19 protein-coding genes are annotated in these 23,970 nt (G+C 49.3%); 8 read left to right on the top strand and 11 right to left on the bottom strand.

What is annotated here, in order from left to right:
• Window positions 1-93: 93 nt before the first annotated feature.
• The 3 genes from ligA to ampD all read right to left on the bottom strand — a co-directional run bounded on the left by ligA (window position 94) and on the right by ampD (window position 4,712).
• Complete coding sequence (gene ligA, locus ACTHSA_RS04895; protein WP_440367233.1) at window positions 94-2,562, bottom strand: NAD-dependent DNA ligase LigA; 2,469 nt, start codon at window positions 2,560-2,562, stop codon at window positions 94-96.
• Window positions 2,563-2,701: 139 nt separating this feature from the next.
• Complete coding sequence (locus tag ACTHSA_RS04890; RefSeq protein ID WP_004520113.1) at window positions 2,702-3,970, bottom strand: cell division protein ZipA C-terminal FtsZ-binding domain-containing protein; 1,269 nt, start codon at window positions 3,968-3,970, stop codon at window positions 2,702-2,704.
• 175 nt (window positions 3,971-4,145) lie between these two features.
• Window positions 4,146-4,712 (bottom strand): 1,6-anhydro-N-acetylmuramyl-L-alanine amidase AmpD, encoded by a 567-nt coding sequence (gene ampD, locus ACTHSA_RS04885; protein ID WP_039862241.1) that lies wholly within the window; start codon window positions 4,710-4,712, stop codon window positions 4,146-4,148.
• Between the two features lie 115 nt (window positions 4,713-4,827).
• On the opposite strand from ampD, the gene mltG reads away from it, so the two are divergent.
• From mltG to ACTHSA_RS04870, 3 genes are all read left to right on the top strand, one after another.
• Window positions 4,828-5,823, top strand: coding sequence for an endolytic transglycosylase MltG (gene mltG, locus ACTHSA_RS04880; protein ID WP_070625465.1), 996 nt, complete (start codon window positions 4,828-4,830; stop codon window positions 5,821-5,823).
• A 67-nt stretch (window positions 5,824-5,890) separates the two neighbouring features.
• Window positions 5,891-6,517, top strand: a complete 627-nt coding sequence (tmk, locus tag ACTHSA_RS04875; protein ID WP_004520117.1) for a dTMP kinase — start codon at window positions 5,891-5,893, stop codon at window positions 6,515-6,517.
• 263 nt (window positions 6,518-6,780) lie between these two features.
• On the top strand, window positions 6,781-8,061 hold the full coding sequence (locus tag ACTHSA_RS04870) for a malic enzyme-like NAD(P)-binding protein (protein WP_004520118.1): 1,281 nt from the start codon (window positions 6,781-6,783) through the stop codon (window positions 8,059-8,061).
• A 301-nt stretch (window positions 8,062-8,362) separates the two neighbouring features.
• Here ACTHSA_RS04870 and ACTHSA_RS04865 read toward each other — a convergent pair whose 3' ends face one another.
• The 7 genes from ACTHSA_RS04865 to ACTHSA_RS04835 form a co-directional block, all read right to left on the bottom strand.
• A complete protein-coding gene (locus ACTHSA_RS04865; RefSeq protein WP_004520121.1) occupies window positions 8,363-9,706 on the bottom strand; it encodes an aldehyde dehydrogenase family protein in 1,344 nt (447 codons plus the stop codon).
• Window positions 9,707-9,785: 79 nt separating this feature from the next.
• Window positions 9,786-10,445 (bottom strand): MarC family protein, encoded by a 660-nt coding sequence (locus tag ACTHSA_RS04860; RefSeq protein WP_070625463.1) that lies wholly within the window; start codon window positions 10,443-10,445, stop codon window positions 9,786-9,788.
• Between the two features lies 1 nt (window position 10,446).
• Entirely contained in the window at window positions 10,447-11,598 is a 1,152-nt protein-coding gene (gene rodA / locus ACTHSA_RS04855; protein WP_070625461.1) for a rod shape-determining protein RodA, read from the bottom strand.
• On the bottom strand, window positions 11,591-13,639 hold the full coding sequence (mrdA, locus tag ACTHSA_RS04850; protein WP_070625459.1) for a penicillin-binding protein 2: 2,049 nt from the start codon (window positions 13,637-13,639) through the stop codon (window positions 11,591-11,593). The genes rodA and mrdA overlap by 8 nt, the downstream gene beginning before the upstream one ends.
• Before the next feature lie 4 nt (window positions 13,640-13,643).
• Window positions 13,644-14,144, bottom strand: coding sequence for a rod shape-determining protein MreD (gene mreD / locus ACTHSA_RS04845; RefSeq protein ID WP_070625457.1), 501 nt, complete (start codon window positions 14,142-14,144; stop codon window positions 13,644-13,646).
• Window positions 14,145-14,148: 4 nt separating this feature from the next.
• On the bottom strand, window positions 14,149-14,991 hold the full coding sequence (mreC, locus tag ACTHSA_RS04840) for a rod shape-determining protein MreC (protein ID WP_070625455.1): 843 nt from the start codon (window positions 14,989-14,991) through the stop codon (window positions 14,149-14,151).
• Between the two features lie 11 nt (window positions 14,992-15,002).
• Window positions 15,003-16,040 carry a rod shape-determining protein gene (locus ACTHSA_RS04835; protein ID WP_070625453.1) on the bottom strand — a complete coding sequence of 346 codons (1,038 nt, stop codon included), beginning with the start codon at window positions 16,038-16,040 and terminating at the stop codon, window positions 15,003-15,005.
• 213 nt (window positions 16,041-16,253) lie between these two features.
• Here ACTHSA_RS04835 and gatC point away from each other — a divergent pair, with 213 nt between their 5' ends.
• From gatC to ACTHSA_RS04810, 5 genes are all read left to right on the top strand, one after another.
• A complete protein-coding gene (gene gatC, locus ACTHSA_RS04830) occupies window positions 16,254-16,544 on the top strand; it encodes an Asp-tRNA(Asn)/Glu-tRNA(Gln) amidotransferase subunit GatC (protein WP_003685110.1) in 291 nt (96 codons plus the stop codon).
• 150 nt (window positions 16,545-16,694) lie between these two features.
• Entirely contained in the window at window positions 16,695-18,143 is a 1,449-nt protein-coding gene (gatA, locus tag ACTHSA_RS04825; protein ID WP_070625451.1) for an Asp-tRNA(Asn)/Glu-tRNA(Gln) amidotransferase subunit GatA, read from the top strand.
• Between the two features lie 97 nt (window positions 18,144-18,240).
• The gene (locus tag ACTHSA_RS04820; protein ID WP_049331484.1) at window positions 18,241-18,861 is read left to right on the top strand and encodes a trimeric intracellular cation channel family protein; all 621 of its coding nucleotides are present in this window, start codon (window positions 18,241-18,243) and stop codon (window positions 18,859-18,861) included.
• Window positions 18,862-18,962: 101 nt separating this feature from the next.
• Window positions 18,963-20,393, top strand: a complete 1,431-nt coding sequence (gene gatB / locus ACTHSA_RS04815; RefSeq protein WP_003685244.1) for an Asp-tRNA(Asn)/Glu-tRNA(Gln) amidotransferase subunit GatB — start codon at window positions 18,963-18,965, stop codon at window positions 20,391-20,393.
• Between the two features lie 79 nt (window positions 20,394-20,472).
• On the top strand, window positions 20,473-21,477 hold the full coding sequence (locus tag ACTHSA_RS04810; protein WP_070625449.1) for a 2Fe-2S iron-sulfur cluster-binding protein: 1,005 nt from the start codon (window positions 20,473-20,475) through the stop codon (window positions 21,475-21,477).
• Between the two features lie 240 nt (window positions 21,478-21,717).
• Here ACTHSA_RS04810 and ACTHSA_RS04805 read toward each other — a convergent pair whose 3' ends face one another.
• Entirely contained in the window at window positions 21,718-23,826 is a 2,109-nt protein-coding gene (locus tag ACTHSA_RS04805) for a LysM peptidoglycan-binding domain-containing protein (protein ID WP_440378820.1), read from the bottom strand.
• Window positions 23,827-23,970 lie beyond the last annotated feature (144 nt).

Below are 23,970 nucleotides of genomic sequence, written 5' to 3'. Positions count from 1 at the left end.
CAAAAAGTGTAAAGATGTAGTCGCATGTAACAATAATACCACATGATAAAGTATCGGGCGGTTTGAAAAGGAGGATTGGTCATAGATACTGTCTTATCCCAGCAACGTCAGTAATTCTTCTTCGGTTAATACGGCCACGCCCAAAGTTTGGGCTTTTTCCAATTTACTGCCTGCGGCTTCTCCGGCGACAACGTAGTCGGTTTTTTTGGATACGCTGCCGGAAACTTTACCGCCTGCAGCCTCAATCATGGCTTGGGCTTGGTCGCGTTTGAGTGTAGGTAAAGTCCCTGTTAATACAAAGGTTTTACCTGCTATGGTCTCATTGATGCCGTCTGAAATAGTTTCATCTTGAAGCTTAGACAGTGTTTGAGCAAAGAAAGTTTTCATATTTTCAAGCAGGGCTGCGTTTTGCGGTTTACTGCGCCATGTTTGCCAATCGGCAGGTAACGCTTTGTCGCTTTGCAAACCTTCTATGCTTTGTCCGGCGAGTTCCCACAAGGCCAGCGCTTTGGTTTCGCTGATTTTAAAATCGGGCAGGCGGGCAATCCAGCGTTGCGGCTCGGCATGGAGCAACGGCGGGATAGTGACAGCCTGGCTTTGCGGGGCAACACCTACAGCCAGTAGCTCGTCGATCATCGCCTGTTGCGCTTCTTGGGCAAAAAAGTGGGCGATGGAGTGGGCAACCACCGTACCGATATCGGGCAGGCAGGCGAGGATGGGTTCGGGTGCATGGCGGACGTGTTCCAGTGTACCGAATGCCTGTGCCAGCGTTTTGGCGGTGCGTTCGCCGACGTGACGGATGCCGAGGGCAAAAAGGAAGCGGGCAAGTTCAGGCGTTTTGCTGGCTTCTATGCCTGCAAGGATGTTTTCCGCCCATTTGGTCGGTTGTTTTTTATTGTTTTTGGCAAGCAGAGTATTGTCGGTCTCGCCTTCAAAGTTTTCAATCTCACCGTTTGATGGTTCTTCTTCATTAGCCGATGCTTTATCCGCTGTTTCCTTCATTTTTTGCAGGGTTGGAATATCGAGGCGGTAGAGGTCGGCGAAATGACGAACCAAATCTTGTGCTACCAGTTGCTCGATTTGTTTTTGTCCAAGTCCGTCGATGTCCATGGCTTTGCGTGAGGCAAAGTGGATTAAACCTTGCGCACGTTGTGCTTGGCAAAGCATGCCGCCGCTGCATCGGGCAACCGCTTCGCCTTCTTCGCGTTCGATTTCGCTGTGACAGATAGGGCAATGGGTGGGCAGGTGGTAAGGTTTGTGAAGCGGTTCGGAGCGGGTTTCAGAAGGTGTTTCGGCAAACAAATCGTCTTGCAGGCCGTCTGAAACAGCAATGTTGGTCTCCTGCATTGGGCGGCGTTCAAAAATCACGCGCACTACCTCGGGAATCACGTCTCCGGCGCGGCGTACGACAACTGTGTCGCCAACGCGTACGTCTTTTCGAGATACTTCGTCCTGATTGTGCAGGGTGGCGTTGGTAACGGTAACGCCGCCGACGAATACAGGTTGTAGGCGGGCGACGGGGGTTACTGCGCCGGTGCGCCCGATTTGTACATCAATGGCTTCGACAATGGTCAATGCTTCTTCGGCAGGGAATTTGTGGGCAATGGCCCAGCGCGGCGCGCGTGAGATGAAACCCAGTTTTTCTTGTTGCGCCAAGCTGTTGACTTTGACCACCATGCCGTCGATTTCATAAGGCAAAGTAGGGCGTTTTTGTTGCATTTTCTCGTAAAACGCTAATACTTCATTGATATTTGGGAAACAGCCGAAATTACCATCGGGCAGGCTGAAGCCAAGCTCTTTACAGTAGCCCAGCTCTTGCAGGTGTTCTTCTGCGATAAAACCGCCTTGCTGTCGGGCGATGGAATAGGGGAAGAAATGCAGTTTGCGCTGTGCAGTAATGCGCGAATCGAGTTGACGCAGACTGCCGGCAGCGGCATTGCGTGGATTGGCGAAAGGTTTTTGTCCGTTTTCAGCCTGTCGTGCGTTTAAGGCGGCAAAATCGGCTTTGAGCATCAGTACTTCGCCGCGTATCTCGATAAGCTCGGGAATGTTTTCTCCATACAGGCGCAGGGGGATGTTGGATACGGTTTTGACGTTTTGGGTAACGTCTTCGCCTGTTGTGCCGTCGCCACGGGTTGCCGCTTGAGTCAATACGCCGTCGCGGTACAGCAGGCTGATGGCCAGACCGTCAAATTTAGGCTCGATAACGTATTCCGGTTTTTCTCCATTTAAACCGCCACGAACGCGCTCATCAAAAGCGTACATTTCGGCATGGTCAAACACGCCGTTTTCGTCTTGTGGCGAAAAGGCGTTGGTCAGTGACAGCATAGGCACTTCGTGGCGCACTTCATCAAAGCCTGCCAAAGGCTCGCCACCGACGCGCTGGGTTGGGCTATCGGGCAGTTTCAACTCAGGGTGATTCAACTCCAATGCTTCGAGCTCGCGGAACAATTTATCGTATTCGGCATCGGGTACGCTGGGCGCGTCTAGGGTGTAATATTCGTAGGCGTAGCGGTTGAGGAGGTCGGTCAGGTATTTGATACGTTGTGCGGTCGGATTCATGAGCAATCGAAATAGAGTTTTCAGACGGCCTGATGATAGAGAGGCCGTCTGAAAATCGATGAATATTGAAGATGAAGGGATTTTACCTGAAAAAAAGCGGATATGCCGTCATTGCATATCCGCTTTTTGATTGGGGAAGTTAAGAGAACAGGCGCAGGGCTTGTTTGCTGCCGGGTTTGATGCCGACTTTAAGCATTTCTTCCTGACGGGCTAAAACGTAGTTGCGTACGTCTTTGAGCCATTGGGTGGAAACTTCTTCCATTTGGTCGTTAACCAAATCTAAGCTGAGTTGGCCGGAGAGTTTGACAGCCAAGTCCATAAATTTGTCGAAAGTTTTTTCGCCGGCAGGAACATGCGGAATATCCAACAGCATGCTGAAGCCGCGGTAGGCTTGGTTGTCCAACAGAGGATTGGTAAACGGTTTGTTGTCCAAAGTATGGATGGAGAACAATTGAGGGTTGTTGTTGTCGCCGAAGTGGAACGCGCCGTCTTCACCCAGTTTGAAACCGGTTTCTTCCACGGCGGCACGCAATTCTACGCCGCTGATGTTGGAATGGGAAACCAAGTGAATGGCGATGGTTTGGTCAACACGCGCACAGAATTGGTCGAGAGCTTGTGCGACTTCGGTGAACGCATCCAAGTCGGTATGCAAAACTTTGCCGTCCATCAGTTGGGCAAAAGCATCAACCTGTTGGTCGAAGTGTTGCAGCTCTTCACGCGCTGCCAAACCGTTGCGGCTGACAGCTTGCAAGCCTATGACGAAGCCTTGGTAGTAAACGCCCGGAATCGGCTCGGCAACGCGGAAATGGTCGTCCATAGTGCAACCGATGATTTGGAAGCGGTGTGTGCCGGAAAGGCGCGGCAGGGCGTGCAATTCTTGGGCTTGTTTCAGGGAGATGTAGGCCATGTAGTCGAAGCGCGGGTCAAACCAAGGCAACTCGACTTGCGACAATTCGTCCAAGCTAATCAATGGTACTTGTACCACAGGTTCGGAAGCGGTTTCAACCGGAGCAGAAGCGGCTTCGGCAGGGCTAATGGTAATTTCGTTGTTTAAGCCGATAACAGTGTGTTGGATTTTTTCTTCTGCGGAAAAGTCGTCTTCCACAGTCAATTCGACATCGGTTTTAAGTTGGGCAGGATGAGCCAGTTTGGCTTTTGCCGCGTAGATTTCATCTTGCTCTTGCAGGTTGCGTAATGCCTCTTCGGTTTTTTTGTTTTTCTTGATAAACAAACCTTGGCCGCCAGTTTCTTTGCTGTCGCGGACGTGCTTGGTTTTGCTGGTCAAAAGCGCATCCTTATCGGAATGGCCGAATTGTTCGCGCACTTGTTTGCGGTATTGGTTTTCCTGGTACATGTTGTAACCGATGACCGCCAAAAGAGCGGCGAGGGCTAAGACGATGAAAATCATGGAGTAATCACTTTTTAAAAAGGCAGCATTCCGTCTTTTTCAGGGTGCGGAATCTTGCTGCATGGGAAGTTCGTTGGAGCCGGACTTTATGCGTCCGAATGAATAGCTGAATTATAACGAAAATAAACGGTTGTGACAGCATTATGTCTGCCAATCATTTCAGGCCGTCTGAAAGTTATCCGCGCCGGATGGGGAAACCTGCTTTTTGAAGGCGTGGCCAATCGAAGAAATGCCCAGGATCGGTTTTCCTGTCCGGCGCGATGTCTTGATGGCCGGTAACGGCCTGAATCGGGTAATGCTCGGAAATGGCGGTCAGCAAGGCTTGTAGGCTGGTGTATTGTGCTTCGGTAAAAGGCTCGAAATCGCAGCCTTCCAATTCGATACCGATGGAAAAGGCATTGCATTTTTCTCTGCCTTGAAACGACGATACGCCGGCATGATAGGCCATGTCGTCGCAGGAAACGAATTGGACGGTTTCGCCCTTACGGCTGATGAAAAAATGGCTGGAGACGCGCAAGGTGTGGATGATGCTGAAAAAAGGATGCTCGTTAGGGTTGATTTGGTTGGTAAACAATTTTTCCACTGCCCCTGTGTTGTACTCAAAAGGAGGGAGGGAAATATTGTGGAGGACAACCAATGAGACGTTTTCATCCGGTTCGCGCGGGCTGAAATTGGGCGAATGAGTTTGGCGTGCATTCAGCCAACGGCCGTTTTGCCAAGTGTTTTTTGAAGGGGAATTCATGGTTTCAGACGGCCTTTCGGGATAGGAAAACATACGTTGGGGAAGGTGGCAGGCTTAATGTGCTTGTTTTCGGTTATACTGTTGCCCGACACGTTCACAAACCAAGAATCCTACCATGTTGAAAAAATTGTTGAAATGGCTGGCCGTATTTTTGACGGCATTTGCCGCCGTGGTTGCCGCATTGTTGTTTGTTCCGAAAGACAACGGCAAACCATATCGTATTACCATTACCAAAAACCAAGGTATCTCTTCCGTCAGTCGCAAACTGGCTCAAGACGGCATCGTTTATAACCGTTATGTGCTGGTAGCCGCCGCATATGTGATGGGCGTACACAACCAACTTAATGCCGGTTCTTACCGCCTGTCTGCCAAAGTATCGGCTTGGGACATTTTAAAACGCATTAAAAAAGGCCGTCCTGACTCGGTCAGCGTGCAAATTTTGGAAGGCGCACGTTTTGCCCAAATGCGCCGTATTATCGACAACACTGCCGATATTGCCCACGATACGCGCGGTTGGAGCGATGAAAAACTGATGGCCGAAGTGGCGCCCGACGCCTTGAGCAATAATCCTGAAGGACAGTTTTTCCCAGATAGTTACGAAATTGATGCCGGTGGCAGCGATCTTCAAATTTACAAAATCGCCTACCGTAAGATGCGGGAAAACCTGCAAGAAGCATGGGACGACCGTCAAAGCGGCCTGCCTTATAAAAATCCGTACGAAATGCTGATTATGGCGAGTCTGATTGAAAAAGAAACCGCACACGAAGACGACCGCGCCCATGTGGCTGCCGTATTCGTCAACCGCCTGAATATCGGCATGCGCCTGCAAACCGACCCGACCGTTATCTATGGCATGGGCGATGCGTATAAAGGCAGAATCCGCAAAGCCGACCTGCAACGCGATACGCCTTACAATACCTATACGCGCAGCGGTTTGACGCCGACGCCGATTGCGCTTCCCGGCAAGGCCGCGCTTGAAGCAGCGGGTCATCCGTCTGATGAAAAATATCTGTATTTCGTCTCAAAAATGGATGGTACGGGCTTGAGCGAGTTCAGCCACAATCTTTCTGAACACAACGCTGCCGTGCGCAAATATATTTTGAAGAAATAAACCGAATAGGCCGTCTGAAACATTTATAATCCCAGTTTCAGACGGCCTTTAAATTGACGATATCCATATGAAACCTAGATTTATTACCCTTGACGGCATAGACGGCGCAGGCAAGTCCACCAACCTCGCAGTAATGAAAGCATGGTTTGAGAAACACCAACTGCCCGTATTGTTTACGCGCGAACCGGGGGGTACTCCGGCCGGAGAAGCATTGCGTGAAATCCTGCTCAACCCTGCCACCCAAGTCGGCCTGCGTACCGAAACCCTGCTGATGTTTGCAGCCAGGCAGCAACACTTGGAAACAGTCATTCTGCCTGCCCTGAAAAACGGCACGCATGTCGTTTCCGACCGCTTTACCGATGCAACGTTTGCCTATCAAGGCGGTGGACGCGGTGTTCCCTTGCAAGATATTGCCACGCTTGAGCATTGGGTGCAGGGCGATTTCCGTCCAGATTTAACTTTGCTGTTGGATGTGCCTTTGGAAGTATCGATGGCGCGCATCAACCAAACGCGTGAGAAAGACCGCTTTGAACAAGAAGAAGCCGAGTTTTTCAATCGGGTGCGCGAAGTGTATCTGCAACGTGCTAACGAACAGCCGGAACGCTATGCCGTCATCGACAGCAGCCAAAGTCTGGACGCGGTAAAAAATCAGATTGAAACCGCGCTGGACAGTCATTTTGGATTGAATGTTTAAGTTTAAATAAAATGCCGTCTGAAAGAAGGGTAGTGTGGCGAAGAAATATTATTACAGAAGTTTTTAGACATAAAACCAAATAAAACGAAATATCAAAACAAATGTAATAAATATCGGTATGCGTCACCAAAAGAACATGATAAAATTACGGTCCCTTACAAAGCCGGACTGTTAACAACCCGACTTTAGAAAATTTAAACGTCTGAAGCAGCCTGTTTCAGACTTATTCGCTGTAAAATCTCTCTCGCAAACAGGATCGATAAATGGAAAATTCATTAAAAGAAGCCGCCCTGCAGTTCCACGAATTCCCCGTGCCGGGCAAAATCTCCGTTACCCCAACCAAATCTCTGGCCACGTCTAAAGATTTGGCGTTGGCGTACTCTCCGGGCGTAGCCGCTCCTTGTATGGAAATCCATGCCGATCCGCAAACTGCCTACAAATACACTGCCAAAGGCAATTTGGTTGCCGTGATTTCCAACGGTACCGCAGTGTTGGGTTTGGGCAACATCGGCGCATTGGCCGGTAAACCTGTAATGGAAGGCAAAGGCGTATTGTTCAAAAAATTCGCCGGTGTTGATGTATTCGACATCGAAATCGATGAAAAAGACCCTCAAAAATTGGTAGACATCATCGCTTCTTTGGAACCGACTTTCGGCGGTATCAACCTCGAAGACATCAAAGCGCCTGAGTGCTTCTACATCGAACGCGAATTGCGCAAACGTTGCAAAATCCCCGTATTCCACGACGACCAACACGGTACTGCCATCATTACCGCTGCCGCTGTACTGAACGCTTTGCGTTATACCGGCCGCAAAATTGAAGAAGCGACTTTGGTGTGCTCCGGCGCAGGTGCGGCCGCGATTGCCTGCTTGAACCAATTGCTGGATTTGGGTTTGAAACGCGAAAACGTGACCGTTTGCGACTCCAAAGGCGTGATTTACAAAACCCGCGAAGACAAAGACCGTATGGACGAGTCCAAACAGTTCTACGCCATCGAAGACAACGGTCAACGCGTATTGGCTGATGCCGTTAAAGGTAAAGACATCTTCTTGGGTCTGTCCGGCGCAAACCTGCTGACGCCTGAAATGCTGAACACCATGAACGAAAAACCAATCGTGTTCGCCATGGCAAACCCGAATCCGGAAATCCTGCCTCCATTGGCAAAAGAAACCCGTCCGGATGTGGTCATCGGTACCGGCCGTTCAGACTTCCCGAACCAAGTGAACAACGTATTGTGCTTCCCATTCATCTTCCGTGGCGCATTGGATGTCGGCGCGACCACCATCAACGAAGAAATGAAACGCGCCTGCGTGTATGCACTGGCTGACTTGGCAATGGAAGAGGTAACTGAAGAAGTGGTTGCCGCTTACGGTAAGAAATTTGAATTCGGTGCGGAATACCTGATTCCTACCCCATTCGATTCCCGCCTGTTGCCTCGCGTTGCTACAGCTACTGCTAAAGCAGCAATGGAAAGCGGCGTGGCTACCCGTCCAATCGCTGATTTGGATGCGTATGCTGCTAAACTGGCCGGTTTGAAATTGTAATCCGGTAAGTAGTATTTGATTGAAAATGCTGTCTGAAAGTTGTATTTCAGACGGTATTTTTGTTTATTGGGTATTTTATAGAGGGTTTAATGAAACGGTTGGAATGATGAACATGGTAAGCTGCCGATTCAAAATAGGCGTGGAAATATGAATTGCTTTCTAAAATAGGTTTCTTATTTTTGAGCCGCTTTGATTTTGCAGAATTTGTATGGGATTAAATACAATATTTTTGCCAGCTTTTTAAACAACATCAGGCCGTCTGAAATCGGGTTTTTCAGACGGCCTGAGTTAATGAAACGGTTTATTTTTGCCAATAGGTTTTGACGTTGACGAACTCGTACAGCCCGAATTCTGATAGCTCGCGTCCATAGCCTGAAGCTTTGACGCCGCCAAAGGGGAGGCGCAGGTCGCTGCTGGTGTGACGGTTGATAAAGACAGAGCCTGCTTGGATTTTTTCGGCGTATTGCCATGCGTTTGCCGTGTCGGCTGTGTAGATACAGGCGCCGAGGCCGAAAGGTGTGTCATTGGCAAGTGCGACGGCATGATCCGGATTGTCGGCGCGTAAGATCATGGCAACCGGGCCGAAGACTTCTTCGTGCCAAACGCGGCAGTTTGGATTGACTTGATCCAATACCGTGGCAGGGTAAAACCAGCTTTCTCCCTCAGGGATATAGCCGCCGCTTAAGCATTGCGCACCGTGTGTAACCGCATCTTCAACCTGCTCGTGTACGGTTTGACGCAGGTCTTGGCGGTGAAGTGGGGCAAGGGTGGTGTTCGGATCTTTGGGATTGCCGGTTTGCAGTTTGGCGCACTCGGCAAGGAAGAGTGGGATAAATTGTTCGGCAATATCTTGGGTAACAACGATGCGTTTAGCGGCATTGCAGGATTGTCCGGCATCGCGAAAGCGCGAATAGCAGGCATCGATGGCTGCGCGTTGCAGATCGGCGTCGGGTAGGATGATAAACGGATTGCTGCCGCCCAATTCAAGGACGTTTTTTTTCAGATGTCTGCCTGCATGTGCGGCCAGCAAGCGGCCGGTATGGGTCGAACCGGTAAATGCCATGGCATCGGTATCTTTAATGGCTTTAAGCGTGTCTTCATGGTTTAACCATGCGCCGATAAGCGGCAAACCTTTGGGGATGAGGCTGAAGAGGGTTTCGCTGACGCGGGCGACACTGGGCGCAGGTTTGACCGCGCAGGCATTGCCGGCGCACAGGGCAGGGATGGCAAATCGTAAAATCTGCCAAACAGGATAGTTCCACGGCATGACTGCCAAAACAACGCCCAAAGGCTCGAAACGGACTTGGCTGAGGCTGGCTTGGGTGGCGATGGTTTTATGGGCAAGCAGTTCGGGGGCAAGACGGACGTAGTAGCGGATAAGCTCGATGGATTTATTGATTTCGGCACGGCATTCGTGCAGGCAGCGTCCGACTTCTTCGCAAACCATTTCGGCGAGGCGTTCTTGGTTTTGGGTAAGGCTGTCGGCAAATTGCTGTAAGAGGGCGGTGCGCTCGGTAATGCTTGATTGAGCGAAGGTTTGCTGAAGGGTTTGGAGGCGGTTTAATTCGTCGGTAAATTCAGTGTAGTTTTGTGCCGGTCGGCGGCAAATGGTTTCACCGGTAAAGACATGGGTGCTGTGAAACATGGTTGGCTCCTTTGTTTTTATGTTTTTATGAGGCCGTCTGAAAATGTTTCAGACGGCCTTTTATTGTGATAATTGTACTTCAAGCGACCAGTTGGGGAAAAATAGATTTTAAGCCGGCAACAATAATCTCTACGGAAATGGCAGCAAGCATCATGCCCATGATACGGTTGAGGATGGTCAGGCCGGTCGTGCCCAAGCGTTTACTGATGCGTCCGGCAACGATCAGGATGAGATAGCAAATCAGGCTGACCAGAAAGCCGGAGATGATAATTAGGGCAATATCGCTGTAATTTTTGGCGGCAGAGGAGTAAATAATGACGGTAGAGATACCGCCGGGGCCGATGGTAATCGGAATGGCAATGGGTACGACGGCAATGGCTTTTTCATTGCGGCGGACTTGTTGCGCACTTTGATGTTCTTCTGAATGGGAATCAATTTTGGGTTTGGCAGGATTATCGTTGCCGTTCATTAAGGAGATGGCAATCAGCAAAACCAGAATACCGCCGCCGACTTGGAAAGAGCCGACGCTGATACCGAGTACTTTCAACAAGATACCGCCGCCCAGCGCAAAGACGACAATCACGATGAAAACGGCTAGTGCGGCAGTACGCGCAATTCTGCGTTTTTCTTTGGTGCTGTGGTCTTGCGTCAGGTCAAGATAAATCGAGAGTGCGCTGAAGGGGTTGATCAGTACAAGAAGTGCAACGAGAAGTTTGCCGATTTCTACACCCAGTTCCATATCATTTCTCGCTTTCAGTTAGTTCATCATTATCCATATTACGACGGCGGAGGTTTTTGTGTTCGTTGGCAATACCCATCAACAGGGCGAGCACCACCATGATGGAAAGCGTAGCCGTACCGCCGTAGCTGACCAAGGGGAGGGGGACGCCGACAACGGGCAAAATACCGCTGACCATGCCCATGTTTACAAAGGCATAGCAGAAAAAGGTCATGGTCAATGCGCCTGCCAGAGTACGGCTGTAAAGGGATTGAGCTTGCGCGGCAATCCACAATCCGCGTGCCAAAATGATAAGGTAAACCAGCAGTAAAAGGATATTGCCAATCAGGCCGAATTCTTCGCCGAATACTGCGAAAATAAAGTCAGTCGTTGATTCGGGAATATAGTCCAAATGGGTTTGCGTACCGTTGAGCCAGCCTTTACCCCATACGCCGCCCGAGCCGATGGCAATCATGGATTGGATGATGTGGTAGCCTGCGCCTAACGGGTCTTTGGTTGGGTCGAGTAGAGTGAGAACGCGGGTTTTCTGGTAGTCGTGCATGCCGTAATTCCACAAGAGCGGCAAAGCGGCCACAAAGGCAATAATGGCGGCAAAAATAGCCTTCCAAGGCAATCCGGCAAAGAAGATGACAAAAATACCCGAAGCCATAATCAGTGCTGCCGTACCGAGGTCGGGCTGTTTCAAAATCAGGGCGACAGGAACAAGAATCAGCACGAGGGCGACAATATAATGTATCCATTTCAGACGGCCTTCATAGCGTTGGAAATACCACGCGACAGTCATGGGAATACCGATTTTCATGATTTCGGAAGGTTGGATACGGGTAAAGCCGAGACTCAGCCAACGGGTCGAGCCGTTGACGGTGACGCCGGCGACTTCAACGCCAATCAGCAGTAATACGCCGACAATGTAAATAGGCAGGGCGACTTTGGCAGCCGTTTGCGGCTTGAATACGGCGATAATCCATAAAAGGGCAAAGCCCAAAACGGTATGGATGGTTTTGTTTTCCAATTGGCCGAACTCTTGCCCGTCTGCAGAATAGAGCAGGAACAGGCTCATGATGTAGATGGCGAGCATGGCAGAAAACAGCCAAGGGTCAATCGGGGCCGCAATGGTGGATTTTAAATTTTTCCACGCTGATGTGTTATTCATGATGAACCTCCGGCTGTGAGGCAGGGCTTGTCGGCGTCAGTCCGTAGGCAGATTGGAAAATGCTGGTAATAGGCTGATGTTTGTCCGTTGTTGCAGTTTTGGCCGAATCTGATTCAAGGCCGTCTGAAAACTGTTGCGGCTTGACGTGAAGCATATAAAAATCAGTCATTTCACGAGCCAATGGTGCGGCATAAGCACCCCAGCCGCCATTTTCCAAAATAACGGCAATAGCGATTTCAGGTTTTTCCAATGGCGCAAACGAGATAAACCATGCATGGTCACGGTGTTGTTCGCGTAGGGCTGCGGCATTGTAGCGGCCGCCCTGTTTGATTTGTACGACTTGGGCCGTACCGGTTTTACCGCCCATCGTATAAGCGAGTCCGCCACCGATACGGTGCGCCGTACCACCCGGTTTCAATACCTTTTCCATTGCGCGTTTGACGTATTCGAAGTTATCGGCTTTGAACGGAATTTGACGCTCAGGATTGGGGTTGATACGGGTAATTTTGCGCGCGCCGAAATCCAATACTTCTTTGACCAAATGTGGCTGATGAACGACCCCGTTATTGGCCAGAGATGCTGTCGCATGTGCCATTTGCAAAGGCGTGTAGGCATTGTAGCCTTGGCCGATACTGACGGAAACCATCTCGCCGGCGCGCCATTCTTTGGCAGTCGGGTCGGAAGATTTGGCAAAGCGTTTGGCTTTCCATTCGCGGCTGGGCAAAACGCCTGTGTATTCGCTGGGCAGGTCAATGCCGGTTTTTTGGCCAAAACCGAATTGCGCCAGATACGGAGAGGCTTTATCAATACCCATCTCGTAACCCAAGCGGTAGAAGAAAGTATCTGAGGATACTTGAATGGCTTTGCTCAAGTTGGCCGAGCCGTGACCGCTGCGGACAGAGTCGCGGAAAATATGGCGGCTGCCAGGTATGCTCCATGCGCCGGGAGCGGAGACGATGGTGTTTTGAGTGATTTTGCCGCTTTCCAACAAAGCCATGCCCATAAAGGGTTTAAATGTAGAACCCGGCGGATAAAGGCCTTGGGTAACGCGGTTGATCAAAGGCTTTTTCCAATCGTCATTCAGCATTTTCCAAGTATCGCTGTCGATGCCGTCAATAAAGAGGTTGGGATTGAAGGAAGGTTTGGAAACAAAAGCCAAGACAGTACCGTCTTGCGGATTGATGGCCACCAATGCGCCACGGCGGTCGCCCAAGATGCGGTCGGCTTCCTGCTGCATACGGATATCCATGCCCAGGCGCAAGGTTTGCCCCATTTTGGACGGGACATTTTTCAATACGCGGACGATATTGCCGTAAGCGTCTTTTTCGACTTCCTGATAGCCTGGAATGCCATGAAGCTGGTGTTCGTAATATTTTTCCAAGCCGGATTTACCGATATGCGTACTGCCGCGATAGAGGGCGGTCAGGCCTTCTTCTTCCAGCATTTCTTTGTCTTTATCGCTAATACGGCCGATGTAGCCTAAGAAATGGGAAGTCAGTTTGCCGTAAGGATATTCGCGGAATGTGCGTGAGTTGACTTCTACGCCTTTGAATTCGCGCAGATGCATAGACAAGCGTGCAGCCTCTTCATCGGTCAGTCTGAGTTTGAGTGGGATATTTTCAAATTTTCTATAGCTTTCGCGGTATTTTTTGAAGCGTTTTAAATCTGTCGGCGTGATATCGACGTATTTTTTCAATGCTTCAATGATATCTTCCATCTTGCCTTCAATGCGGCTGGGAATAACTTCGAGCGAAAAGACAGGATAGTTTTTGGCCAAAGGAACGCCGTTGATATCGACGATTTCGCCACGTACGGGCGGCGTTGGAATCAGGGTGATGCGGTTGCTCGATGCTTGGCCGGAAAACTCATTGTGTTGAGTTACTTGCAGGTAGAAGAACCGCGCCAGTAAGATGGAAAAGAAGATGACAATCAGGACAAAAGCAACGAGCAGGCGCAATAAAGCATCGGCTTGTGCTGCCTGAGCAGAAGGTTTTTGGGTATGCTGGCCACCGGAAAGACGGCGTGGAAGAATCGGTTTCATCTTTTCAGTGGGAGCGGTAAATACGGGTCACAATCAGCATCAGCTGGCTGAGTATCGGCCAAAGCAGTGCGCCGACAAATGGGGCAACAAAGCCTTGCAAAGTGATGACCTGATGATTAAGGAACAAACGGGCAACAGTTAAGATGGCCTGATTGAGAAGCAGAGCAGCCAAGACAGCGGCCAATTGCATAATGTGGCCGTAGAGCATGATTTGGCGGCGGCGGTTTAAAATGAAATAAGTCATCACAACGTAAGACAGGGCGTGCAATCCCAAAGTCGCCGCGGTTGCGGCATCGACAATCAGACCGATGGCAAAAGCCAGTCCCATGCCTGCGCGTTGCGGTTGGTGCAATGTCCAATACAGCAACATCAGTGCCGTCATTTCAGGCAGCCAAAAGAATCCGTCAAAGGAAAACGGCATAAAGTCCAGTATCATCATCACAATGAGACTGGCCGCCATGATGTGCAGCGGTACTGCACGGTAAGAATCGTCAAAATCGTTCATGAAATCAGCGTGGGGAATAAGGGCTGGAAGAAAGTACCAAGACAAAACGGCTGCTGCGTAAAGCGGCCAAAGGCGTCAGTTGCGTATCGTAATAAGGTGTTCCCGATGCGCGGACAACCTTGCTGACGGTTGCAACGGGAATCCCCGCCGGATAAGTACCATCCAGGCCGGAAGTCAGCAGAATATCGCCGGGTTTCAAGTCCGAGCCGGTTGGGAAATAGCGCAAATCCAAACCGTTGCCATTGCCGTATGTCAAGTTGCGTTCGCCGGTGCGACTGACGGCTACGGGGACAATGCTTTGTCCGCTTGAGATCAGTTCAATTTCCGCGCTTTGTGTGTGAACTTGTGTCAACAGGCCAATCAAACCGCTTTGATCGATGACTGCATCGCCAACTTTCAAACCGTCTTGGCTGCCCTTGCCGATAATCAGTCTTTCGGAAAGCGGATCTTTGCCATTGGAAATGACTTCCGCACCGATAACGTTGTGAATGCCTTTTTGTTGCAAACCATACAGTTTTTTCAATTCGCGTAATTCATCGGTATTGACTTTATCCCGCTGCAAATCGATTTTCAGACGGCCATTTTCTTCTAAAAGCTGGCGGTTCTGTTCCAAGAGTTCGGATTTGGACTGGGAGAGGTCAGCAAAATATTGATAAAGTTGAACAGGTTGATTCGCCAGCCATTGAACAGGGTAGAGCATGGGCATTACTGCCGCACGCACCGGCTGCATCAATGAAAAGCGGTAATCTGCCACCATCAGGCCGGCAGCCAGAGCGATATAAACGACAAAACGAGGCAACAGCTTAGGGCCTTTTGCCTCGTCAAAGCGCAAAGAAGAGCGTTCCATAACCATCTACCTTATGGGTTTTCCGTAAATACGGTATCCCATTTGCCGATATAGTCCAAAGCCTTACCGGCACCATAGGCGACGCAGTTCAGAGGCTGGTCGGCAATACCGATGGGCAGGCCGGTTGCATCGGCCAAGACGGTATCGATACCGTGCAGAAGTGCACCGCCGCCGGTCAGCATAATGCCGCGGTCGGCTATGTCGCCGGCCAGTTCGGGCGGAGCTTGTTCCAAAGCCAGACGGACGGCGCGGATGATTTGATTTACCGTTTCACTCAATGCTTCACGGATTTCATTTGACGTAACCGCCAAGGATTTAGGCGTACCTTCGGCCAGGTCGCGGCCTTTAATGCGCATGGCTATTTCGGTTTCAAAGCCCGATGCAGAGCCGATTTGTTTCTTCAATTCTTCTGCCGTCGCTTCGCCGATTAAGACGCCGCGATGTCGGCGCAGGTAATGGATGATGCTTTTATCGAATTCATCGCCGGCTGCGCGGACAGAAGCAGAATAGGCCATACCGCCCAGTGAAAGAATGCCGATTTCAGTCGTACCGCCGCCAATATCGACAATCATCGAACCTGCCGCATCTTCAATCGGTAAGCCCACGCCCAAAGCGGCGGCCATCGGTTCTTCAATCAAATGCACGCTTGCCGCGCCGGCAGCAAACGCCGAATCCAAAATCGCTTTACGTTCCACTTGGGTAGAGCCGCCAGGAACACAGATAACCACACGGGGTGGAACCAAAGACCGTCCTTCGGTGGCTTTTTTAATCAACATACCCAGCATACGCTCGGTAATCACAAAATCGGCAATCACGCCGTCCCTCATCGGGCGGACGATTTCAATATTGCGCGGCGCACGGCCCTGCATTTTTTTGGCTTCCGTGCCCACGGCCATAATTTTACTTTTATTGCCTGCGCCGGATTGAATCGCAACCATGGACGGCTCATCCAAAACAATCCCTTTGCCGCGTACAAAAATCAGCGTGTTGGCCGTGCCCAAGTCGATGGCAATATCATTGGAGAGGAAACGAGATAAAAGACGAAACATAGGATTCCTGAAATTCCGGCCCAGCCCGGATGTGTTTAGCATTATTTAAAATAAGAAAAACAGGTACACGGTTTAAGACGGATAAATGCCCCCTTAAAAGGCCGTCTGAATTAAAACACCATGCCAACCTGTTTGGTTTTCGGTTATAATTCTTCGCTTCATAGAAGACGAAATGCAATGATACCCCAAATTGCTATCAGACAAGGATTTTTTATGGCTTTAAGCTTAAATGATGTGGAAAAAATCGCAAAACTCTCGCGCCTCACTTTAACGGACGAAGAAAAAAACAAAACGCTTGCCGAGTTGAACGACATTTTCGCCATGGTTGAAAACATGCAAAGCGTCAATACCGACGGTATCGAACCCATGGCGCATCCGCACGAAGCCGCTTTACGCCTGCGCGAAGATAAAGTGACTGAAACCGATCATGCTGCCGAATATCAAGCTGTTGCCCCCGAAGTGCGCAACCGCCTGTATATCGTTCCTCAAGTAATTGAAGAATAAGGTTTCAGACGGCCTTTGCTTATCGGCAAGCCCCTATTGCAAGGCCGTCTGAAAGGATACTTTGTTCAGACGGCCCGATTTATTGATTTAAACGGATGTTTTCAATATCTGTTTTGAAAGCAAAAACTGTTTTATAGAAAGTACGGCACAATGACCGCTTACACGCTCAAACAAGCCAGCAGCCTGCTGCAATCCAAACAAATTTCCGCAGTCGAATTGGCGACCGAATATTTGGCCGCTATTGCTGCGAAAAACCCTGCCATCAATGGCTATGTGACCATCGATCAAGATAAGACCCTTGCTGAGGCCAAAACAGCCGATGCGCGTATCGCGGCCGGCAATGCAACGGTTTTGACCGGTGTACCGGTTGCTTACAAAGATATTTTCTGCCAAACAGGTTGGCGCAGTGCATGCAGCTCCAAAATGTTGGATAACTTTGTTTCTCCTTATACTGCCACTGTGGTGCAAAACCTGTTGGATGCCGGCATGGTTACTCTTGGCCGTACCAATATGGACGAATTTGCCATGGGTTCGACCAATGAGACTTCGTTCTACGGCGCAACCAAAAACCCATGGAATCTTGAACATGTTCCCGGCGGTTCGTCAGGCGGTTCGGCTGCTGTAATCGCGGCGCGTTTGGCACCGGTTGCGTTGGGTTCGGATACCGGCGGTTCTATCCGTCAGCCTGCATCGCATTGCGGTATTACCGGCATCAAGCCGACTTACGGTACGGTTTCACGCTTCGGTATGGTTGCTTATGCTTCCAGCTTTGACCAAGCCGGTCCTATGGCGCAAACGGCCGAAGACTGTGCGATTTTGTTGAACGCCATGGCCAGCTTTGACGAGCGCGATTCCACCAGCTTGGAGCTCGAAAAAGAAGACTACACCCGTGATTTGGATAAGCCGCTCAAAGGTTTGAAAATCGGTTTGCCTAAAGAATATTTCGGCGAAGGCGCGGATGCCGATGTTCAGACGGCCTTGCAAAGCGTTATCGATTTGCTCAAAGCACAAGGCGCGGAGACTGTTGAGGTTTCCCTGCCGCAAACATCATTGTCGATCCCTGCTTATTACGTTCTCGCCTCTGCGGAAGCAAGTACTAACTTATCCCGTTTCGACGGCGTACGTTATGGCCATCGTGCAGCGCAATTCGGCGATTTGGAAGAAATGTACAGCAACACCCGTGCCGAAGGTTTCGGCAGCGAGGTCAAACGCCGTATCATGATCGGTACTTATGTATTGAGTCATGGTTACTACGATGCGTACTACTTGAAAGCGCAAAAACTGCGTCACCTTGTAGCCAATGATTTTCAGACGGCCTTTGGTCAATGTGATTTCATTCTGGCGCCGACTGCGCCGACTGCCGCGCCGAAACTCGGCAGCGACATCCACGACCCTGTACAAATGTACTTGTCCGATATTTACACCATCGCCGTGAACCTTGCCGGTTTGCCCGCATTGACTCTGCCAGCCGGTTTCAGCGCAAACGGCCTGCCGATTGGTGTGCAATTTATCGGCAACTATTTCTCCGAAGCCAAAATTTTGGGTGCCGCACATCAGGTTCAGCTGAGCAGCGATTGGCACACCAAAGCGCCGGAATAATGTTTTAGGGCCTTGATGATTCAAGGCCGTCTGAAAATAAACCATATAAAAGCGCCTGAATGTATTGAGGTGCTGCATATTGTAGATATTTAAAAACATGACAGCCACCGACTTCATTCAAATCATTGGGACAGCTGCGTTTGCCATTTCAGGCTATTTGGTCGGCTACAACAAGCGGTTGGATGTGCTCGGTGTCGTCATTACTGCGTTACTGACGGCTGTCGGCGGCGGCATGATACGCGATGGCTTGGTTGGCCGGATTCCGCAAGTGTTTTTGCAAACCGATGCGCTGATTGTTGTGTTTGCCACGCTTGCTATCGCATGGTTGATAAGGGTGCAACGTTATCGCAGCACCTATTTGGCCGCTGCTTTTATTATTGCCGATGCCATTGGTTTGGCAGCGTTCAGCATTACCGGTGCACAAATCGGTATGGCTTTGCAGCTTAATCTGTTCGGCGTTATTTCTTTGGCTTTTGTGACTGCCGTTGGTGGCGGTATTGCGCGCGATATTTTGGTCAATGATGTACCAATGATTTTGCGTACCGACCTTTACGGCAGCGTGGCTATTTTGATTGGCGGGCTGATTTATCTGTTCGGGCATTTGGGCTGGATTAATATTTTTACGTTAAACCTGCTCTTTGCCGGCGGATTGTTGTTCCGTCTGACTGCATACCGTTTCCATTGGCAACTGCCCGGTTTCCAACGCCGCAGGAAATAAACTTATCTTACAGGCGGCCTGTTATGGTTTTTTATTCAGGCCGTCTGAAAAACGAATCACTCATTTAACCGATTAACTTTTTTTTCGACAGAAAGACCCTTATGACTTGGGAAACCGTAATCGGACTGGAAATCCACGTCCAACTCAACACCCAATCCAAAATCTTCAGCGGCGCATCCACTGCATTCGGTGCCGAGCCTAATGCCCACGCCAGCGTGGTTGAGTGTGCGTTGCCGGGCGTATTGCCGGTAATGAACCGCGAAGTCGTCGAAAAAGCCATCAAACTCGGTTTGGCTTTGGATGCGAAAATCAATCAGAAAAACGTGTTCGACCGTAAAAACTATTTTTATCCTGATTTACCAAAAGGCTATCAAATCAGCCAGTTGGATTTGCCGATTGTTGAACACGGCAAACTGGAAATCGTAGTGGGCGATGAGGTTAAAACCATCAATGTTACCCGTGCACACATGGAAGAAGATGCGGGTAAATCCGTACATGAAGGTTTGAACGGTGCTACCGGTATCGACTTGAACCGTGCCGGTACGCCTTTGTTGGAAGTTGTCTCCGAGCCTGAAATGCGTTCCGCAGCCGAAGCTGTGGCATATGCTAAAGCGTTGCATGGTTTAGTGACTTGGCTGGATATTTGCGACGGTAATATGGCGGAAGGTTCGTTCCGTGTTGATGCCAACGTTTCTGTACGTCCAAAAGGTCAGGCCGAGTTCGGTACACGCCGTGAAATCAAAAACCTCAACTCTTTCCGCTTCTTGGAACAAGCCATCAATTATGAAGTGGAAGCGCAAATCGAAATTTTGGAAGATGGTGGTAAAGTACAGCAGGCAACCATGCTGTTTGATCCTGAAAAAGGCGAAACCCGTGTGATGCGTTTGAAAGAGGATGCGCACGATTACCGCTATTTCCCGGATCCGGATTTGCTGCCGGTCATTATTTCAGACGGCCAATTGCAAAAGGCCAAAGAGCAAATGCCTGAGTTGCCGCATGAAATGGCGGCGCGTTTTGTTGCCGATTACGGCGTGTCTGACTATGATGCGCGCCTGTTGACTGCCAGCCGCGCCCAAGCTGCCTATTTTGAAGAAGCGGCCAAAGCCTGCGGCCAAGGTAAATTGACGGCGAACTGGATGAACGGCGAGCTTGCCGCTACCTTGAACAAAGAAGGTTTGGAATTGGCTGAAAGCCCGATTACAGCTCCACGCCTTGCCGAGTTGGTTGCTAAAGTTGCAGATGGAACATTAAGCAGCAAATTGGCGAAAAAAGCTTTTGAAGCGATGTGGGCTGAGCCTGAAGCAGGTATTGCCGAAATCATCGAAAAACATGGTTTGCAACAGATTACTGACACTGGCGCAATTGAAGCGATGGTGGATGAAGTGTTGGCAAACAATGCGAAAGCCATTGAGCAATTCCGTTCCGGTAATGAAAAAGCCTTAAATGCGATTGTCGGCCAAGTGATGAAAGCAAGTAAAGGCAAGGCCAATCCGGCTCAGGTTCAAGAGTTGATTAAAGCCAAATTGGCTTGATAGATAGGATAGGCCGTCTGAAAACAGGTTTTATTTTCAGACGGCCTTTGTTTTTGATAATAAATTTATTCTAAATACCATGACACATACCATTACCTTACCAGATCAAACTACATTTACGGCGAATGAGGACGAAACTGTTCTTGCTGCCGCAACCCGTCAGAATTTAAATTTGCCTCATTCTTGCAAAAGTGGTGCCTGCGGGCAGTGTAAGGCTGAGTTGATTAGTGGCGAATTTGAAATGGGCAAGCATATTGATAAAGCCATCAGTGAAGAAGAAAAAGCACAGGGCAAAGTGTTATTGTGTTGTACCACTGCGAAGAGCGACCTCAAAATAAATGTGCCAGGTTTTAATCAAAATGCTTTGCCGGTACGCACATTGCCGGCACGTATTGAAAACATTGAAATCAAACACGATGTTGCTTTGCTCAAACTGGCTTTGCCTAAAGCGCCGCCATTTGCATTTTATGCCGGGCAATATATTGATTTGCTGCTTCCCGGCAATATCAGCCGTAGCTATTCAATCGCCAATTCGCCTGATCAAGAAGGCATTTTGGAACTGCATATCCGCAAACGTGAAAACGGCGTATGCTCAGAAATGATTTTTGGTGCCGAGCCTAAAATCAAAGAAAAAGGCATTGTCCGCGTTAAAGGGCCATTAGGTACATTCACTTTGCAACAGGACAGCAATAAACCGATTGTTTTGTTGGCAACGGGTACAGGTTACGCACCTATCCGCAGCATCTTGCTTGATTTGATTCATCAGAATAGCGAACGTCAGGTTCATTTTTACTGGGGAGCACGTCAGCAGGAGGATTTGTACGCATTGGAAGAAGCAGAAGCATTAATAGACCGTCTGAAAAATGCGAAATTCTCGCCTGTTCTTTCTAAGCCTGATTCCGATTGGAAAGGGGAGAATGGGTACGTGCAAAATGTTGCCGCACAAAATTATCCTGATTTGAGCCAATACGAAGTTTATGCTTGTGGGTCACCAGCTATGACCGAGAGTGCGCAAAGTTTGCTGACTCAAAATTGCGCTTTACCGGAAGATGCCTTCTTCTGTGATGCTTTTTCACCGGCATAGGAATATATTTTACGGAATTCATATGTTTGGATAAGGGTATTTAGCATAGGGTTTGACGACAATTCGTTTGAAGAAGAGAGTGTGTTTTTGCACACTCTTTTTTTATACAGTAATTTTCAAAAAATATTTTTATCTTTAAGTAAAGACTATTCTGTTTGTTATCAAACATTAACTTGATTATCTATCATCAAGAAAAAGGCCGTCTGAATCTTTCAGACGGCCTTTGTTTTAAAGATAATATTAGCTACCAATCAGTTTCAAACGTTGACCGGGAGATACGGTACGGGTATTGCGGTTCCAACGGCGGATATCGTTAATATCAACATTGAAACGGCTGGCGATGGTGTTCAGGGTATCGCCTTTACGTACAGTGTAGGAAACGTTTTGAACCGGGTTGCTGCGGACTTTTGCCGGAGTAGCTGTAACACGGAGGATTTGGCCTTTTCTGATATTGTTGCCTTTGATGTTGTTGGCAATAATCAAATCAGCTACGCTCAAGTTGTAACGTTTGGAGATATTAAACAACGTATCACCATCTTCCACACGGTGTGTGCCTGCTGCAAGTGCTGCAGTTTGTGTGTTTTGTTGGCCATTTACACGGGCAAGACGCGCATTGATGCGTTGTTGTTGTTTAGCGGTATTGGCTGCGATACGTGCTGTACGAGCGCTTTCGGCAGTCACAACAGTTTGAACTTGTTTGGCTTCAGAAGTCGCTTCAGCAACAGTCGCTGCAGGTTCCTCCGCAGGTTGGCTTTGTACCAAAGCCATCAGGTCATCATGCTCTTCTTGAACCGGAGCAACAGCAACAGATTCAACTGCTGGAGTAGGGGCTACATCGTTTGCGGCAACAGTCGGTGCAGTCAAGTCGGCAGGGATAGCTGCTTTTGGTGCTTCAGCAACATTTGTGGCAGCAGGCTCAGCAGTAATATGGGTCATGGCTACAATAGGGGCGGCTACTTCCGCACTTGCAACTTGAGGCTGCGCCTTGGTTTCTGTTACCGCTACGGAAGTAACGTTTTCAGTTTTGCTGCGTGCAATAAAGTCAACCGGTTTGCTGGACTGTGGAACAACAGGAGCAACAATATTGGTCACGGTATTTTGAGCGACTTTAACCGATTCTGCTACGTTGGAAGCAATAATCGGAGACATGGCCGGCATATTGGATTGGTAAGTATCCGGCGTATTGTCTTTGTCGATGAAGTTAATGATGTCTTGACTTTGGCTTGCTGAATTTTTAGCCACCAAAATGCTGCGGCCTTCAGAAATTGCGCTACCGCTCAGGCCATTGAGGCGTTTGAGTTCGGCTACGCTCATGCCGGTATCGTTGGCGATGGCATTAAGTTTTTTGTTGCCCAAAGAAGTATAGATATCCCAAGACATCAGGGTATCTGGATTGGCATTGCGGTAGTTCTTTTCAAATGCAGAAACCGCAGAAACCGGCAACAACAGACGACGGTTATTTTTAGGGATGAATACCGGGGCATTGAAACCTGGGTTGAGTGCCAACAGTTCGCTTTCGCTGATATTTGCAAAGCGAGCAATTGTGCTGTTATCGATAGGTTTGTCGATGCTGACAGATTTGAAATACGGCTGATTGCTGATTTCACTGATATTCATGCCAAAAGTTTGCGGATTGGCAACGATATTGCGGACGGCCAAAAGTTTGGGAACGTAGTTGCGTGTTTCGTTCGGCATACGCAGGTTTTCGTATGTCGGCTCCAAACCTTGCGCACGGGCACGGTTTACGGCGCGACCGACGTTACCTTCCCCCCAGTTGTAAGCGGCAAGCGCCAAAGACCAGTCGCCGAACATACCGTGCAGGTATTGCAGGTAGTTCAATGCGGCATCGGTAGCGGCGTAAATATCGTGGCGGCCGTCATACAAAGGTGTTTTTTCCAAGCCGAAGTGGCGGCCGGTAGCCGGCATAAATTGCCACAGGCCGGATGCGCCGACGTGTGATTTGGCTTTGGTTACGAATGCGCTTTCAATGAAAGGCAGCAAAGCAATTTCGGCGGGCATATTGCGTTTTTTAACTTCATTGGCAATATGGTACATATAAGGTTTGCTGCGGGAGATGGTGCGGTCGAAATATGCGCTGTTTGCAGCAAATTTGTTTTCATGGCGGCGAACCAGTTCTGTGTTGACTTCGTTGATGCGGAAGTCTTTACGCAACGATGCCCATAAGCTGCCGGAGCCGAAGGTTTGTGCTTTGGCTTGGTCGAGCAGGGCGGAGTTGAGGCGCATCATGGCCATGCCGACTTGGTTGGGTGTAGCGTTTTGTGCGTAGGCTGTGGCGGAAACCGCCGACAGGCTTGAAACGGTCAGAGCGATGGTTTTTAGTTTTGCCATAGTAAATAAAGTTATCAAATATATAATAAAATTTCGTCTTTTTGATAGTATCGTTTCAGCATTTAAACGTCAAGTCGAGCAGGGAATTTGCTTGTGTGATGTGGCCGTGGTGTTAAAATTCTGTCACACAAGTCGGGATGCATA

The organism is Neisseria sp. P0008.S002 (assembly GCF_051962805.1).
GTDB lineage: Bacteria > Pseudomonadota > Gammaproteobacteria > Burkholderiales > Neisseriaceae > Neisseria > Neisseria perflava.
Note: the sequence above shows the minus strand (reverse complement) of the source record. Positions and strands in the feature narration are given on the sequence as shown.